Origin of the sequence: Rhizobium giardinii bv. giardinii H152 (genome assembly GCF_000379605.1) — a bacterium.
In the GTDB taxonomy this organism is placed as follows: Bacteria; Pseudomonadota; Alphaproteobacteria; order Rhizobiales; family Rhizobiaceae; genus Pararhizobium; species Pararhizobium giardinii.
The window spans coordinates 173,131-188,969 of sequence record NZ_KB902746.1 but is presented as its reverse complement, the minus strand read 5'-3'; the positions used below and the strand labels follow the sequence as shown (position 1 = coordinate 188,969).

The 15,839-nt window shown below is 57.7% G+C and carries 17 protein-coding genes and 2 pseudogenes; 10 read left to right on the top strand and 9 right to left on the bottom strand.

Annotated features, from left to right (window positions below):
- The first annotated feature begins 19 nt into the window (after positions 1-19).
- Positions 20-1,537, top strand: a complete 1,518-nt coding sequence (locus A3AY_RS0132760; protein WP_026204069.1) for an ABC transporter substrate-binding protein — start codon at positions 20-22, stop codon at positions 1,535-1,537.
- Between the two features lie 271 nt (positions 1,538-1,808).
- On the opposite strand, the pseudogene A3AY_RS41645 reads toward A3AY_RS0132760, so the two are convergent.
- Positions 1,809-1,959, bottom strand: a pseudogene (locus A3AY_RS41645) (type II toxin-antitoxin system VapC family toxin); the annotation flags it as partial.
- Here A3AY_RS41645 and A3AY_RS40985 point away from each other — a divergent pair.
- The 6 genes and pseudogenes from A3AY_RS40985 (at position 1,957) to A3AY_RS0132715 (ending at position 8,518) form a co-directional block, all read left to right on the top strand.
- Positions 1,957-2,111 (top strand): annotated as a pseudogene (locus A3AY_RS40985) (type II toxin-antitoxin system VapB family antitoxin). The pseudogenes A3AY_RS41645 and A3AY_RS40985 sit on opposite strands and share 3 nt — an antisense overlap.
- 24 nt (positions 2,112-2,135) lie before the next feature.
- Complete coding sequence (locus tag A3AY_RS0132750; RefSeq protein WP_018329893.1) at positions 2,136-2,333, top strand: hypothetical protein; 198 nt, start codon at positions 2,136-2,138, stop codon at positions 2,331-2,333.
- Positions 2,334-2,682: 349 nt separating this feature from the next.
- On the top strand, positions 2,683-3,033 hold the full coding sequence (locus A3AY_RS0132745; RefSeq protein WP_018329892.1) for a phasin family protein: 351 nt from the start codon (positions 2,683-2,685) through the stop codon (positions 3,031-3,033).
- A gap of 1,354 nt (positions 3,034-4,387) precedes the next feature.
- The gene (locus tag A3AY_RS0132725; RefSeq protein WP_018329888.1) at positions 4,388-5,044 is read left to right on the top strand and encodes an ABC transporter ATP-binding protein; all 657 of its coding nucleotides are present in this window, start codon (positions 4,388-4,390) and stop codon (positions 5,042-5,044) included.
- On the top strand, positions 5,044-7,455 hold the full coding sequence (locus A3AY_RS0132720; RefSeq protein WP_018329887.1) for an ABC transporter permease: 2,412 nt from the start codon (positions 5,044-5,046) through the stop codon (positions 7,453-7,455). Before A3AY_RS0132725 ends, A3AY_RS0132720 begins: the two co-directional genes overlap by 1 nt.
- Complete coding sequence (locus tag A3AY_RS0132715; RefSeq protein ID WP_018329886.1) at positions 7,445-8,518, top strand: lipocalin-like domain-containing protein; 1,074 nt, start codon at positions 7,445-7,447, stop codon at positions 8,516-8,518. The genes A3AY_RS0132720 and A3AY_RS0132715 overlap by 11 nt, the downstream gene beginning before the upstream one ends.
- Positions 8,519-8,574: 56 nt before the next feature.
- Here A3AY_RS0132715 and A3AY_RS0132710 read toward each other — a convergent pair whose 3' ends face one another.
- The 6 genes from A3AY_RS0132710 to A3AY_RS0132685 all read right to left on the bottom strand — a co-directional run bounded on the left by A3AY_RS0132710 (position 8,575) and on the right by A3AY_RS0132685 (position 12,502).
- Entirely contained in the window at positions 8,575-9,429 is an 855-nt protein-coding gene (locus tag A3AY_RS0132710; RefSeq protein ID WP_018329885.1) for an SDR family NAD(P)-dependent oxidoreductase, read from the bottom strand.
- Positions 9,426-10,211 carry a hypothetical protein gene (locus tag A3AY_RS0132705; RefSeq protein ID WP_026204068.1) on the bottom strand — a complete coding sequence of 262 codons (786 nt, stop codon included), beginning with the start codon at positions 10,209-10,211 and terminating at the stop codon, positions 9,426-9,428. The genes A3AY_RS0132710 and A3AY_RS0132705 overlap by 4 nt, the downstream gene beginning before the upstream one ends.
- A gap of 10 nt (positions 10,212-10,221) precedes the next feature.
- On the bottom strand, positions 10,222-10,809 hold the full coding sequence (locus tag A3AY_RS0132700) for a protein-S-isoprenylcysteine O-methyltransferase (protein ID WP_026204067.1): 588 nt from the start codon (positions 10,807-10,809) through the stop codon (positions 10,222-10,224).
- 72 nt (positions 10,810-10,881) lie between these two features.
- Entirely contained in the window at positions 10,882-11,451 is a 570-nt protein-coding gene (locus A3AY_RS0132695) for a hypothetical protein (RefSeq protein WP_026204066.1), read from the bottom strand.
- A 137-nt stretch (positions 11,452-11,588) separates the two neighbouring features.
- Positions 11,589-11,726 (bottom strand): lipoprotein, encoded by a 138-nt coding sequence (locus A3AY_RS0132690; protein ID WP_018329881.1) that lies wholly within the window; start codon positions 11,724-11,726, stop codon positions 11,589-11,591.
- Between the two features lie 185 nt (positions 11,727-11,911).
- The gene (locus A3AY_RS0132685) at positions 11,912-12,502 is read right to left on the bottom strand and encodes a L,D-transpeptidase (RefSeq protein ID WP_026204065.1); all 591 of its coding nucleotides are present in this window, start codon (positions 12,500-12,502) and stop codon (positions 11,912-11,914) included.
- Positions 12,503-12,775: 273 nt separating this feature from the next.
- Between A3AY_RS0132685 and A3AY_RS0132680 the strand changes: the two genes are divergently transcribed.
- Positions 12,776-13,531 carry an SDR family NAD(P)-dependent oxidoreductase gene (locus A3AY_RS0132680; RefSeq protein ID WP_026204064.1) on the top strand — a complete coding sequence of 252 codons (756 nt, stop codon included), beginning with the start codon at positions 12,776-12,778 and terminating at the stop codon, positions 13,529-13,531.
- A gap of 187 nt (positions 13,532-13,718) precedes the next feature.
- Here A3AY_RS0132680 and A3AY_RS40975 read toward each other — a convergent pair whose 3' ends face one another.
- Positions 13,719-14,042: a hypothetical protein gene (locus A3AY_RS40975; RefSeq protein WP_018329878.1), complete on the bottom strand. Its 324-nt coding sequence runs from the start codon at positions 14,040-14,042 to the stop codon at positions 13,719-13,721.
- A gap of 611 nt (positions 14,043-14,653) precedes the next feature.
- On the opposite strand from A3AY_RS40975, the gene A3AY_RS39540 reads away from it, so the two are divergent.
- Entirely contained in the window at positions 14,654-14,815 is a 162-nt protein-coding gene (locus A3AY_RS39540) for a hypothetical protein (RefSeq protein ID WP_018329877.1), read from the top strand.
- A 177-nt stretch (positions 14,816-14,992) separates the two neighbouring features.
- On the opposite strand, the gene A3AY_RS0132665 is transcribed toward A3AY_RS39540, so the two are convergent.
- Entirely contained in the window at positions 14,993-15,541 is a 549-nt protein-coding gene (locus A3AY_RS0132665) for a cupin domain-containing protein (RefSeq protein ID WP_018329876.1), read from the bottom strand.
- 142 nt (positions 15,542-15,683) lie between these two features.
- On the opposite strand from A3AY_RS0132665, the gene A3AY_RS39535 reads away from it, so the two are divergent.
- The gene (locus A3AY_RS39535; RefSeq protein ID WP_154663366.1) at positions 15,684-15,833 is read left to right on the top strand and encodes a hypothetical protein; all 150 of its coding nucleotides are present in this window, start codon (positions 15,684-15,686) and stop codon (positions 15,831-15,833) included.
- Positions 15,834-15,839: the final 6 nt, after the last annotated feature.

Here is a 15,839-nt window from a genome sequence, read left to right as displayed (position 1 = left end):
AACAAAGGGAACAGTGACCATGAAAAGCAGATGGAAGAGTTTAAGCATAGCCACGGTGTTTGCCGTGGCCACACTCGGAGCAAGCATTGCCGAAGCAGCGGGCGTGCTCACCATTGGCCGCCGCGAGGACTCGACTACGTTTGACCCGATTAAGTCGGCGCAGAACGTCGATAACTGGGTTTTCTCCAATGTTTTCGACGTGCTGATCCGCGTCGATAAGACCGGTACCAAGCTGGAGCCAGGATTGGCCGAAAGCTGGGCGGTTTCTGATGACGGCCTGATCTATACGTTCAAGATCCGCGACGCCAAATTCTCCGACGGTTCCCAGATCACCGCCGCAGACGCTGCCTTCAGCCTGCTGCGCATTCGCGACAATGAAGGCTCGTTGTGGAGCGACAGCTATAAGATCGTCGAAACGGCAGAAGCCGCCGGCGACCGCACGCTGGTTGTCAAGCTGAAGACGCCATCCGCCCCTTTTCTGTCGACATTGGCGCTGCCGAACGTTTCGGTGCTGTCGAAGAAGGCCCTCGAAGCTGAAGGCGAGGAAGCTTTCGCCGAAAAGCCGACCGCATCATCCGGCGCTTTCATCGTCAAGGAGTGGCGTCGCGGTGACCGTGTTATCCTCGAAAAGAACCCGAATTTCTGGCAGGCGGACCGCGTCAAGCTGGATGGTGTCGAGTGGATCTCCGTCCCCGACGACAATACCCGCATGTTGAATGTTCAGGCGGGTGAACTGGACACGGCGATCTTCGTGCCGTTCTCGCGCGTGGAGGAGCTGAAGAAGGATCCGAACCTCGATATCCACATCGATACATCGACCCGCGAAGATCATCTTCTGATCAACCATGAGCACGGTGCGCTCGCTAACAAGGAAGTACGCCAGGCCCTCGACATGGCGATCGACAAGAAAGCGATCGTCGATACGGTGACCTTCGGGCTTGGTGAAGTCGCGAATTCTTTTATCCCGAAGGGCTCGCTCTATCACTATGACGGCAACTATCGGTACCCATATGACCCGGATAAGGCCAAGGCGATGCTCGCGGAGGCCGGAGCGTCGGATTTGTCGCTGAGCTACATCGTCAATGCCGGGAACGAGGTCGACGAGCAGATCGCTGTTCTCCTGCAGCAGCAGCTTCAGAAGGCTGGCGTCACGGTCACCCTGCAGAAGGTCGATCCGAGCCAGAGCTGGGATATGCTGGTCGCCGGCGATTACGATATCTCAGTCATGTATTGGACAAACGATATTCTCGACGCCGACCAGAAGACGACCTTCGTCCTCGGTCACGACACGAACATGAACTATATGACCCGCTACAAGAATGATAAAGTTAAGGACTTGGTGGCTGCCGCCCGCCTGGAACTCGAGCCGGCCAAACGCGAGTCGATGTATGTGGATATCCAGAAGATTGCCAAGGACGACGTCCACTGGATCGATCTCTACTACAGCCCCTACATCAACGTTTCGCGCAAAAACATCGCGAACTTCGACCAGAATCCGCTCGGGAGGTTTTTCCTCGAGGACACCGTCAAGAACTGAGTTGCGCGCACCCCTTCGGAGCAAGCCCGTCCGCTGCGGTGGGTGGTTGGCTTGCCCCGAAAGGGCCGACTTGTGCTGGGAGCTGCGATGGGGCCGCTGCTTGATGGGTAGATTGACGAGGTCGGTGCTATCGAACCCGCAGGGTGTTCAAAGTATAGTGGCAGGATTCCGCGGCAGCACGCGGAGCAGTTTTTTATTGAACCGGCCGACAAGTCTGCAGGTCAGTTCAAGACCAAAGGGCTCGCAAAAACCTATCAGGATCCTCGTAGCCCTAGACTTCAGTATTTAGTGGGGGAAAGTCGACCGGTTGCAAAGAAGCGCCCGCCTTTTCGGCTGCTGCCCGCAGGCGCTTGTCTCTGGTCCATAGGTCGCTCTCGCAAGTGGGCATCCGTGTAGCCAATGCCCATGCTGACGCACTCATGGATAAGGCGAAGTCCTTGACGGGTATCAAGGAAACCGCAGCGCTCGTTCGCCAGGCGTTTGATACGCTTGTTTGTGTAAAGTCCGGCTACGAGGAGGAACCGTGCCGGATGCCGAGGCAGCCACACGCCGCCGGAGTGCATTGGCAAAGTGATATTAGCAGACACCTCGACCTGGTTTGATCATCTCCGACATTTCGGTGCAGAGCTACGCAGGATTACTGAAGACGATCAACTACTTTGTCACCCAAGCGCGATCGGCGTACTGGCTGTTGGCGCCGGCGGGATCGGGCAGTGTGGTTGCTTTCCTGTCGGCTCAGCGCGGAGCGATGGTCGTCATGCACGACGAAGAGCAGGGCGCCGGGTCCGGGCCATGAGTTGAGATCTACGTCTTCGCTTGCAAGGGCCGTTACCAAGGGTCGTGACCTCGAGGATTGTCTGAAGGATAGTCGAGGTAAAACCGCAGACTGCAGGTCGCGCGTCAAACGGAGATTGCAAGTGATTTTATAATTTGTCGCTAATGCATAATATTGACACCGAAATCACTTTATAAGGTCGTACTTGTATTCGTTAATCTACTAGTGTGCCTTCTAAATTTCTACGAGGACACCATTTTTCGTCAAGTGATTGGAAGGACAGAGGTCTATCGCGCCGCAACTTACGTTGACTCTATTGTGCGGCGCACATAGAGTGGGCTCGTTGCAAGGTTCAAAGAGGAGCAGCCTGATGTTCAATTTCGAAGATGCAAACAAGAAAAGCAAAGAAACGCTCGATACGATGTTGAAAAGCTATTCAGCGTTGACAAAGGCTTTTCAAGCGATCGCCTCCGAAGCCGCCGACTATTCCAAGAAGGCTTTTGAAGACAGCGTTGCTCACATCGAGAAGATCAGCACCGTCAAGAGTGTCGAAACTGCTTTCGAGCTGCAGACCAAATATGTAAAGTCGGCTTACGGAGGCTACATCACCGAAGCGACGAAGCTCGGCGAAATGTATGCCGATCTCGCCAAGGACGTTTACAAACCGTACGAAGCACCAGTCGCCAAGGCGACAGCTGCCGTTAGGTCAGCCGCCGCGTAAGGTTTCCGGCCATAAATCAAATTTCCGAAAAACCGGCCGCGCATTCCGCGGCCGGTTTTTCTGTTTTCTGCTGGTGGGTTTCCATGGCAGCGGCATGTACATTGCAGACCTGCTTTGAAAATTCACTGCTTGATGCCCGGTTCGCCGAATGTTTTCCCAATTGGGAAAATCATGAAAAAATTGATGTCTCTCCATCTTCGCGACAATGATGTGGGCGCGCTAACGCAGCAAGTCCAACAGGGCATCAAGGCGCCTGCGTGGCTGCACAGCCCGAAATTTCCCTCGCTCCGGAACAATTGGTGGCGGCCTTTGGTTCTCTCTTTACAATCTAGGACGGTGGACGGACCAGCTAGGTGCGCGGCTCACGAATCAGCCAGCAGCCAAGGCGGCAAGATCGTCTATGTGAAGTAGCTTGCAGTCACATCCGGGAGCCGGAGCCCCTCTGACCGAGACAACCAACCACGCTGTGCGCACGAGGGACGTATGTTCCGCATCCCCATCGCGCCTTGGTGTTTCAGGCTGTTGGCCTCCAACTTAGCAAAGGCGAAGTCCAATGAAGACATCATGGATCCGTGCCGCGATCGTGGCCTTGACCGCTCTGTCCCACCCTGCCCTGGCCGACGAAGCCGGATTCCTGCGGTCGCTGCGTGGTACGTGGTCAGGCACGGGCACGGTCACAATGAGGATCGGGTCCTCCCCGATAAATGTACTTTGCGACTTCGAAACCAAAGCCGCCGGCACGTCCCTTGCGATGAGGGGCTCGTGCCGTGGCCTTGTGGTTGTGCACCGAACAGTGTCCGCGGACATTCAGGCCACCGGCCCAAGATATAGCGGAACTTATCTTGGGCCATCAGGAGTGCCGTCGAAGCTGTCGGGGACGCGCACAGGAAATTCAATCGACCTTGCGGTACGCTGGGGCCGTAAAATCAACGGCGACCACTCCGCCAAGATGACGATCGAAAAGGTCGGCGGCAATCGCCTCAGACTGCGTACCATCGACAGGGATCTCAAAACGGGAACGGACGTGGTGACGAGCGACATTCGATTGTCCCGATACCACTAAGCGGCGCGCAAACGCCGGCACTCGGCGGAATTCTTGCCCAAAGTACAACGCCACACTGCGCGTGCCGTTCCGTGCGGGGTCATTTTGCATCCGACATCGCTGCCAACTCGATGTGCAGTTCAAATTGTCGATTGTTCTCATTCCACCAAGAAATTCCCAAAAGTGATGCCCGTTCGAAGATCCTGGTGTGGCGTCGCTTGTCTTTGCGAAAATAGCCACCCGACACGGGTTACAAACCTGATCGCGAAGCCTACATACATTCACGTTCCTGCATTGATCGATCTGTGCCTAATGCTTCTCTCTCTGCGAAACGTCAGCAAATCCTACACCACCGCCGAGGGACGTCTCGACATCCTGAAGGGCATCGATTTCGATCTCGACGCCGGCGAGAGTGTCGCGCTGACGGGAGAGTCAGGAAGCGGCAAGAGCACGCTACTCCACCTCGCCGGCGGCCTTGACCATCCCGATACCGGGCAGATCCTTTCAGCCGGTCGGGATATCGCCGCGCTGGATGATCGGGGAAGGGCCGAGTATCGGCGTGCGGCGGTCGGGCTGGTATTCCAACAGTTCAATCTAATTCCGTCGCTCGACGTCGCAGCCAACATTTCCTTTCATGCCAAGCTCGCCGGACGGCACGACCGGGAGTGGGAAAGGGAGCTTGTGGGGCGGCTCGGGATCGAGGCTCTTCTGTCTCGATACCCCGAGCAGTTGTCCGGAGGACAACAGCAGAGGGTGGCAATCGGCAGGACACTGGCCGCCCGGCCGCCGCTGGTTCTCGCCGACGAACCGACCGGAAATCTCGACGAATCGACCGGAGATGCCGTCATCGGCATCATGCTGTCGCTGACGAAGAGTGCCGGCGCCGCGCTGCTAATGGTGACGCATTCTTCAAGGTTGGCGCAGATGCTCGACCGCAAGGTTCATCTCAGTGGCGGAAAGATCGTCTGATGCTCTGGACCGCCGCTACGGCTCTCCTCTCGCATTGGCGTCGTCGACCCCTGCAGCTCGCCACCCTTGTCCTCGGGCTTTCTCTGGCGACCGCGCTGTGGTCCGGGGTCCAGGCGATCAACGCCGAGGCTCGGGCGAGCTACGCGCGGGCGTCCTCGGTGCTTGATCAGAAGGAGTTGACGCAACTCGTGCCACGCCGCGGCGATTCCATCCCGCAAGGGACCTACACCAAATTGAGACGAGCAGGCTGGAATGTTTCCCCCGTCATCGAGGGTGACCATCGCATCGGAAACACGCGCGTGCGGCTGATCGGCATCGATCCGCTGACAATGCCGGCCAAAGCGGGTGGCTTCAAAACCGGAGACACGAGCAATCTCACCGCCTTCATGTCGCAGCCTGGCGTCCTCATCGTCTCGCAGGGGACGGCTCTGAAACTCAAGGGTCACACCCAGATGCAGCTCCAGATTTCGCCGGATATGCCGGATGGAGCCGCATTCACCGACATAGGCATTGCCGAAAGCGTTCTTAAAAGGCGCGGCGAACTGAGCCGGCTCCTTGTTGCTGTGGAACAACGCCCGGATCTGCCGTCGCTCGGCACGATCGCACCCGAGATCGCACGGAAGGAGCCGGGAGACCGACCCGATGTCGCGCAACTCACCGATAGTTTTCACCTCAACCTGACCGCTTTCGGGTTCCTCGCCTTTGTTGTCGGGCTTTTCATCGTCTACGCGACGGTCGGTCTTGCCTTCGAGCAGCGCCGAGCGACCTTTCGGACCTTGCGTTCGCTCGGGCTCCCTCTGTCTTCGCTGACCCTGCTGCTGGTGACGGAGCTTCTGGTGCTGGCGTTCGTTGCCGGGGTGGTGGGCGTGGTAATAGGATATGTCGTCGCCTCCCTCTTGCTGCCGGACGTGGCGGCAACTCTACAGGGCCTCTACGGAGCAAGCGTGCCGTCCTCGCTGTCCATCCGGCCCTCATGGTGGGCAACCGGTCTCGCAATGGCGATTGCCGGAACGATCGTCTCGTCGGCTGAGAGCCTCTGGCGGGTCCGCAGCATGCCATTGCTGACCGCAGCGCAGCCGCGCGCCTGGTTACGTGCGACGACAGTGGGCATCCGAGTGCAGCTCGCGGTTGGCCTGCTCTTGCTGATCATGTCGGGCGCTTTGGCCACGTTCGGGCACGGGCTGATGGTTGGGTTCGCTGTGTTGGGATGTCTGCTGCTGGGAGCAGCCCTGATGCTTCCCGGGGTGCTGTCCGCTTGTCTGGCAGTCCTGCAGAAGCGCTCGTCGCGGGCACTCGTCACCTGGTTCTGGGCCGACACACGCCAGCAACTGCCGGGGCTCAGCCTGGCTCTTATGGCGCTCCTGCTCGCTCTGGCAGCCAATGTCGGCGTCGGCACGATGGTGTCCAGCTTCCGCCTGACCTTCATCGGGTGGCTCGACCAGCGGCTCGCAGCAGAGCTTTACGTCATGGCGCGCGACGAAAGCGAGGCATCTCGGTTGCGGGCATGGCTGCCGGCCCGTTCGACATCGGTGCTTCCCATCTGGAGCGTGGCAGGCGAGGTGCTTGGAGACAGGCTGGAGATCTTCGGCGCGGCGGCAGACGATCCCACTTATCGGGACAACTGGCCACTCCTGTCCGGTACTGTCGATGTGTGGGATCGTATTGCGGCAGGGCGGGGTGTACTTGTCAACGAGCAGTTCTGGCGTCGGAAGGCTCTTGGTATTGGGACTGGTCTCGTATTACCCGGCGGATGGGAGGTGCCGATCGTCGGGGTCTATTCCGACTACGGCAATCCGAAAGGGCAGGTTATTGTGGGAATAGACGCGCTGGCCGCACACTACCCCCATGTTTCGAAACTGCGATACGGCGTGCGGGTTCCGCCGGCGGATGCTGCGGGCTTGAAGGAGCGCCTGACATCCGAATTTGGCCTGCCGGCCGAGAACGTCATTGACCAAACCACCTTGAAACGGCAATCCCGCGCCGTCTTCGATCGGACATTTGTGGTGACCGGTGCGCTCAATGCCTTCACACTCGGCGTTGCGGGCTTTGCGATGTTTTCCAGCCTGCTGACGCTTTCGGGCATTCGGCTGCCTCAGCTTGCGCCTGTCTGGGCCATGGGGATCAGGCGGCGCGACCTCGCCCTGCTCGAAGTGCTGCGCACTCTGGCGCTCTGGCTCGCCACCTTCATTGCCGCCGTGCCTGTCGGCCTTGCGCTGGCCTGGGTGCTGCTGTCAATTGTCAACGTCGAAGCTTTCGGCTGGCGTCTCCCGATGCGGATTTTCCCGATGGATTGGCTAATCCTCGCGATAGTGGCTCTCGCTGCGGCGATCGTGTCCATCTTCGTGCCGCTCCGACGTCTGGCAACGATCGCACCATCGGATCTGCTGAGGGTGTTTGCCAATGAACGTTAGACGTATCGTGGCGAGCTTGCTGACCGCAACCTTGCTTCTCGTCCCTCCGAAAGCCGCCATCCCGCAAGGGTTTGCCGGGCTTGGCTCCACCGCGGACAGCTTCGCTATCCCCCGTCCAGGCGGTCGACTCGCGTTTCCCGCCGATCACGGTCCTCATCCCGATTTCCGGATCGAATGGTGGTACGCCACGGCGAACCTTCAGGCAGAGGACGGGACGGCGTTCGGCGTTCAATGGACACTCTTTCGTTCCGCGCTTGCGCCAAGGACCGATAGCGGTTGGTTAGACCCGCAGATCTGGATGGGCCATGCCGCGATTACCACGAAAGACAAGCATTTCGTCGCCGAACGGCTTGCCCGTGGAGGCGTCGGTCAGGCAGGTGTCGCGGCCGAGCCGTTTTTCGCCTGGATTGACGACTGGGAAATGAAAGGCCTACCACATTCGGGAGCCAATCAGCTCGACAAAGTCAGCTTGCACGCGACCGGTAAGGATTTCAGCTACACGCTCGAACTCTCGGCCACCGGTCCCCTTGTGCTGCAGGGAGACCAGGGCTATTCGGTGAAATCGGCGGAGGGGCAGGCGAGCTACTATTATTCGCAACCCTTTTACGAAGTCTCCGGGTCTGTCGATATCGACGGGAAGACTGTTCGCGTCCGCGGGAAGGCGTGGCTTGATCGGGAATGGTCCTCACAGCCCCTGGCCAAGGACCAGACCGGGTGGGAATGGTTTTCTCTCCATCTGAACTCCGGCGAGAAGGTGATGGCGTTTCGGCTTCGCGACGCTCGCGGCGGCTACACATCCGCGAACTGGATTTCTCCGGAGGGTAAACCTACTCCCCTGCCAGTCGGATCACTGCAGATCACGCCAGTCCGCATTGCCCGTGTGGGGAACAAGGACATTCCAGTGGCCTGGCGCGTCCAGATCCCAGCGCGCGGGTTCGACGTCACATCCAGGCCTTTGAATGACCAGGCATGGATGGCAACCACGACCCCGTACTGGGAGGGACCAGTTACATTCGAAGGAAGTGCAAAGGGGTTGGGCTACCTGGAAATGACAGGATACTGACCGTCGGTGTCGATGGCTTATGGGAATGACTTGCTACGCTCGTATCTCGTCTTGCGTCAGCGCGCCGCCCCGCAGCATTTTCTATATTGCTTACCCGAGCCACAGGGGCAGGGATCGGTGCTTCTTCGTTGCAATCGGGCGATAAGCGGAAGCATTAATGCATGTGGAATCAGCGCAGCGGCAAGTGCGACCAGCTTGGCTGATAGGCTTGGCACGACAAGGCGACGACGGGACTTGAAGCCCTTCCACGCCCGTTCGGCCACATATTCCGGCTTCAGGTTGGGCAATATCTTAAACAGCGGTGCCTTATTGGCGCCGGACCTTTCGAGGAATTCTGTGGCGACAGGGCCCGGAGCAACACATGTGACCGTCACACCGGTGCCGCGCAACTCCTGATGTAGTGCCTCCGAAAAAGATCGCACGAAGCTTTTGCTGGCGTAGTAAACAGCCATATTGGGCCCAGGTGTGAAGCTGGCTACAGAGGCAAGGTTGAGCACGCCACCACGGCCGCGGGCAACCATTCCTGGGAGGAAGTAGAGTGTCAGGTCACTAAGAGCGCGGATGTTGAGGTCGATGATACCAAGCTGATCCTTCAGCGGAAGTGCCGTGGCCGCTCCACGCAAGCCGTACCCGGCGCTGTTGACCAATACATCGCAGACCAAGCCGTTATTGGTGAGAAAATCCTGCAGGCGCGCGGTCGCATCGCACGCCACAATATCAAGCTCCAACGTGAAAACGTCGCCTCCCCTCTGCCGCGCCTCCGCAGCGGCTGCCGACAGCGCTTCAGGCGAACGTGCGATGAGCACGACCGGCGTGCCCTCCTTAGCAGCAATTTTGGCGACTTCCTTGCCGATGCCCTGGGACGCGCCCACTACAACCACGGCCATGCGAACATTGCTGTGCACCGTCATAACGCTGCGCCCGGGAGCATTGCCTCCGAGAAGGCTCCACTTTGAGCAAGGTCCGTGATTTCACCCGCGATCTCGTTGTTTAAAATTTGTTCGAACCGCTCCAACGCCCGCGCGACATTCGCACCATCCATCACCCTGTGATCATAGTGAATGCGAACGTTTACCATCCCGTCTTCGCAGATCGGGCCATAATTGAGAAGGGTCGTCAAAGGCGTAAGGGGGTTGAGCGACTCTGCGCCGAGGCCGGAATAGACCGACAACTGGAAAGTGCCGAAATAGTGCGCGCGCTTCCGCGCGATATTCAAGCCGAGCCACATGAGAAGCCATCGGATTGGTGCCGGCGCATGAGCGATTTTCAACGCGCGCCGGAACTCCTTGATCTCCAGGATTGGACGGGTTCGGGTCGCCTGAATTAACGCCTCCAGTTCCGTGACGGATGAGCGCTCCGGACACTTGATAGTACTTAACAGCACGACCCGCTCTCCGTCATACTCGCGTTCGTGGGCAACGGAGGCTACGCTGACTGGGTATTCATAGAGCTGGGGCCTGGGGAACTTGACGTAAGCGCGCCGAAGATCCGGTATCTCTCGGGCAAGGAGCGCGTATCCCTTTAGGAAAAGAACCGTCCACGATGGTTTGCTTGGCCCCGTCATTCGCGCCCTTTGAAGAGTGCGAAGGTTCATCTGGCGCTGCACCGTGACACGGGGGATCCCGATCGAGAATCGCATCAGATCTCCGACAAGGCGCCTTGGTGCGGAAAGCTTGAGGGCTCGTCCTCGCATCAGTTTACCTCTAATACAAATAAGGGATAATGCGCTTGGTCCGGCGCATATAGTCGCGATACCGCGAGCCGAAAATCTCCAACATCATACGCTCCTCCTTGTCGGCTCGAGCAAAAAAAAGCACTGCGAAGCCGATAATGCCTGCTGGTCCGGCGATCCAATTTGAAAGCAGAAACGCCTGTCCAAGTCCCATGAGCAGGAATGAAGTATACATGGGGTGGCGGATGAGAGCGTATGGTCCGCCACACACCAGTTCGTGCCGGTCACGGATCTCTAGCGTAACGGACCAGTTCCGGCCAAGTTCCTTGTGGGTTCGCCGAAAGATCCACATTGCAAGAGCAAACATCGATGCGCCGACAAAGATGGCCCAGGAGTGGGCCGGATAGTCGGCAGCCCTCGGAATACCAGTCACGACATAAAATGCTGGCAAGATGGCGAGGCCGAAAAGGGCCGACGCGAGCGCAAACCTGTCAAGACCAGAACGGCGGTGACTGACGATCCGCACGCGCTTTGCGCGGCGTTCGAAAGGATACCGAATTACATACCAGACGACGATGCCAATCATCCAGACGATCTCGCCAGCCGCAGCTACGGACACGTTCAATTTGGGTCACCGGCCTTTCTGTGATCTGCCGTCAACGTGGCGCATAAGGTGTCAGCAGGCCCGCGCTCACCCCACGTTCATCTCTCGAAGCTTCGTAATGAATTGTTGGGGCCTGAGCCAGATGCTGGGGGCCTTATACCCCATGGAGCGTGCGATGTCCGCGACAAAAGCGTTGCAATTGTAAATCGACGCCTGCCAGAAGCGGGATTTGGCCTTTAGTTGCCGTATGTGGGCAACGGTTTTTTTGTATTGGGCTTCGGTCAACATAACGCGCCAGCTTGCCGACCGGTACTCCTCTTCCAAGTCGCCATCGCTTGCACCAGTCTCGGCCGGCACCGGCAAAAAATGGCCGAGGACATAGGGCGTGGTATTGGCCGTAGCAGGGGCAAGGCCTGCGACCTCGGGATCAATCATCTCCCCAGGCGCACCTTCGCGCCCGAAGATCACGTAGGAATGACCATAGCTGAGGGCGTAGCGAGAGCGGAATTCGATGAAATGCCGGCTCTCATTGACCTCAAAGGCGGGGCGGGCATCCGAAACAAACCGCGGTTCAGGGTGCTTGTCTTGCGTCTGGCAGGCTGCGGCCGATAGTACCAGCATGACTGCGATCATTATTCGTCGTGTTGTGAGCGCTATCGCCACGCGCTGTCTCCCGAACCCTTACGCAGCAGGCCTTCTCCGATCTAAGGACAGTGCCGCATGCGACCCTGTCCGTTCAGCGGATTGCAGACGGGGAAGGGCAAGAAGCCCTTCCCCGCGGATAAAAGTTGCGGTCACTTATAGACCGGCGCCGGTTCCACTGTATCGACGGCCGGCGGCGGGGCTTTCCCCTTGCCTTTGCCAATTGCTCCGCATGCACTCAGACTGGCAACGGAAAACAAGGCTACAATCACGATCAGAATTCTGCTCATTAAGTACTCCTCTCCTCAGCACGGAATCAGGTTATCGAAGGCAACGCATACAGTAGTACGGACGAATTACACCGGCGCATAGTGCAAAAAAAGCACAGTTGGCGCCGGGTTGCCCTTATCGAGCTGCCCAACGACAACTAGGACACATTGCATCGCTTTCAATACTGAATCTTGCAGACTCTTTATCAGACCACCAATACCGTCGTTCCCAGAGGGGTCCGCTCGTAAAGATCCACGATGTCTTCATTTGTCAGACGAATGCATCCGCTTGATACCGCCTGGCCTATCGTCCACGGCTCGTTTGTCCCGTGCAGCCGGAACATCGTGTCCTGCCCGCCGCGGTAGAGGTAAAGTGCGGAGGCACCGAGCGGATTGTGCGGACCACCGGGCACGCCGGAGGCATATTGCTGCAAATGAGGTTTGCGCCTTATCATATTGGCGGTGGGTGTCCACGAGGGCCATACGGCCTTGTGTCCAATGGTTGCCTTCCCCTTCAGTGTGCGCCCCTCCTCCCCGACGCCGATGCCGTAGCGCATGGCCCAGCCGCCGTGCTCAACGGCATAAAGATAGCGTTGCGATGTATCGACAACGATTGTTCCAGGAGGCTCGTTTCCCTCATAGCGGACATGCCGGCGCCGGTAGCGACGATCAGGCGCCGCCGCGTACGCCATCGAAATAGGCTCCCCAAGTCGCCTTATTGCTGAGGTGCATCCCGAAGCCATCAAGGCGAGGCCGCCGAGCACGAACGCCCGGCGTGCGATATCATCACTGTCCATTTTCACCTGCTCAGCAGTCGTCAATCGATCTCGTCTTTAACATCCCAGCGCGAATGAACCAAGTCTCTCGCTTCGTCGAAACGTTGCATAGGGCGGCTTCGAGGGCACACGGTTCAAACGCCCACGGTCGCGTAAAGGCACGCGGCACCGATCCGAGAGACTACTGAGGTTCTCCAAGAGATGAGGAGTCTGCTCGCTGTCTGACGAAAACTTCTTGCGCCGACCATCTTCGTCTGCTCGATTGGACCAAAACAAACAAGAAGGGTGGACATGATGAAACTTGGCTTCGACGGGAAAGTGGCGCTTGTAACTGGAGCAGGTTCCGGCATAGGCGCGGCTGTATCAAGACAACTCGCAGAAGAAGGGGCCGAAGTTGTCGTTGCCGATCTCAACGGAGACGCTGCGCAGACTGTTGCCGCCGAGATACGCTCGCTCGGGGGCCAGGCGCAACACATTGCAGTCGATGTTAGCGACCCTGACGCGGTGGAAAGGCTCGTCCAATTTGTTATCGACAGATGCGGCGCGCTGCATTTGGCGGTCAACAATGCAGGCACCGATGGGGTTAGAAAAGCGACGGCGGACTACCCGCTTGACGAGTGGCACAAATTGCTAAATGTCAATCTCAACGGCGTTTTCTACTGCATGAAGCATGAAATCGCCGCAATGGTGCAAAACGGCGGAGGCTCAATCGTCAACATGTCCTCCATCCTCGGTTGTGTTGGATTGCCAACGGCGTCGGCCTACACCGCCGCCAAACATGGCGTTGTCGGACTAACGAAGGTAGCGGCAATTGAGTACGCCAGAATGGGCGTTCGCATCAATGCTGTGGGTCCTGGCTGGATCGAAACGCCACTTCTATTGGACCATTCAGACACGGTGAGTACCCGTCGCATGGTCGCCCTTCAGCCGATGGCTAGACGCGGCACGCCGCAAGAGGTTTCAGCTCTTGTCTGCTTCCTCTTGTCGGAACAAGCTAGTTTCATCTCTGGAAGCTATCATCTTGTAGATGGAGCCTATACAGCCCATTAGTGTTGGGACTTGCGCGAGAGATCGCACTGTCGGCAGCGCTTGATCGCTCGAACGACAGACGCCCGATCCGACTGCCAGCGACCGGGCATTCGAATTGTTCTTCAATGAGCGATCACTAACAATGATTAATGGGGTCGAGCGAATTCCGCGATCACGGCACGCGCGCTCGCGGATACGTCTTTTTCGATCACGACGTCCGATTCTTTTCCTTATCCTCCTGCTCCATCTCTTCGAGGAGTTCATTGATTGGTTCAAATTCCATCTCGGGCGGCGTTGGTGCGTCTGGACTCAAAAGTGACCGCTTCAGCGGCTGATCGGGACGTTGCCTCAGAGCCTGCTTGAGCTCTTTACGACTAAGAAGTACATCCGTCTCTCCAGGCTTTCCGCCGGGATGGCTGAATTTCATACCTTCTTCTGCAGGCATATCGAGCGCTTGTTTGGTATTCATGATTCCAACCGCCACGCGTTTGCCGCCGACCTTTACAGTCGCTTCGACCATCTTCTTTTTCATCGGTCGCACTCCTTGCATAGGCAAACGCCCGCGGAGTGCGATCGTTCCGCGAAAAAATCTACGGCGCAGGTAAATCCCCTGCAGCGCGCAATCATAGCAACTCGGTTCTCACGGCAACCGGCCGCCGATGACCCAATCATCGAGCCTCTCTGGCAGTAAGCAGCGACCGCATCCCTTCCGCGGCTGGAGGTTCGGTTCGCAGGGGGTACGAGTTCTGCCGCTGCGCTCGCATGCTTAGCAGGTTCAGCGAAGGGACCGCTTGCAATCCTCAAAAATGGCGCCCGAAAGGCGGTGCTAAGCGCCAGAAGATAAGCTTGACGCTTCCAAAACACCAACGAAATGGGTGATGTTCTGGTGGCGCGAATTGAAGCAGACTGCTCCACTTGGGGTCTGGACACTGGCGAGGGAAGAGCCGTGCCAACCGCCGAAACCTGGCCGGGAGCACTTTGACGCGCTGCTACCGCCTCCGGTACGTCGCGCGCTTCAGATTCGAGAACCCGTTCGTGACATCTTCAAGCAGATTGCGACGCGGCAACTGGTTTGGCTGAATCGTTGGTAGGGAACTTTTCATGGAATTGTCTGTTCAAAGTGTTGTTAAAGGGAGAGTCCTCATGGCATGGAAGATATATCTTGCATTCGCGTTCGCGATCGCTGTCAGCTTCGTCGTCATGCTGGTCGCCACCAGCCACGAGGACGCAATGCTGGTAAAGTCAGATCGCTTGAACGTCACGCCCGCCCCGAGTGGGTTTAACATGGAAAGATTCGCCGGCTGAGCGGCACATAAATCTGCGAATCCAATGTGATCAACGCGTAGTCGGACCGGGGCATGCCAGCGCGAGTGTGCTGGCAAAACCAAATGTCACGCCCATAATCCTCGGTCGGAATTTCGCCAGGAGCCGCACGTAAGCAGGAAGGCAAGCTCACCTCCAATTTAAAATGCAGCTGCGGCGCTAGAAACTCGGCGGCGTACATGCACTGACAACTTCGCAGACTGACGGTCCGACACATCGGAAGCGATGCGGCCGGCGGCTCTCAAAATAATAAGCGTCTCCTGGGCCGAGAATGCGTCGCTCATCGTCGACGGTAACTTCAAGGCGTCCACGCAGAACGATGCCTCCCTCTTCTCCTTCGTGAACAAGTGGAACCTTGCCCGTGTCTGCGCCCGGCTGATAGCACTCCGCCAAGATCTGCAGACTGCGTCCGAAGAGATTTTCTCCAATCTGCCGATAGGAGATCTTGCCCTTTCCGATCTCGACTAACTCCTCGGCCGCATAAAATGCCTTCTTTGGTTTTCCCGGCTCGAAGGCGAAAAACTCCGCGAGGCCGATCGGAATGCCGTCCAATATCCGCTTCAGCGCGCCCACCGAGGGGTTGGATGAATTGGATTCGATCAGCGAAATTGTCGAATTGGTGACGCCCGCGCGTTTGGCTAGTTCGCGTTGAGAGAGATTATGCTGGAGCCTCACGAACCTCAGCCGGCTACCGATATCTACAGACACAGACTCTTCCATTTTTTGGGTGTTTAGAATACCAAAACATAATCACAACAGCACAATAAAAAACAATAGGTTAGGAAGCAAAGGAAAAGGAGTTGTTCACGCAAGAATGCAGATCATGCGGCGATCTCGAAGGAGCCCGCCCATGACTGAACATGATCCGGCCGCGCAAGAGCGAAAGCGGCCCGACACAGCGAAACTCAGCGCGCTTGCAAAAAATAAACTTTTTCGGCAGACGTTCTCGGGGAAATTGAGCTTGGCTGATTTTTTCTCAGGATATTGCGACACACTATGAGGTTGT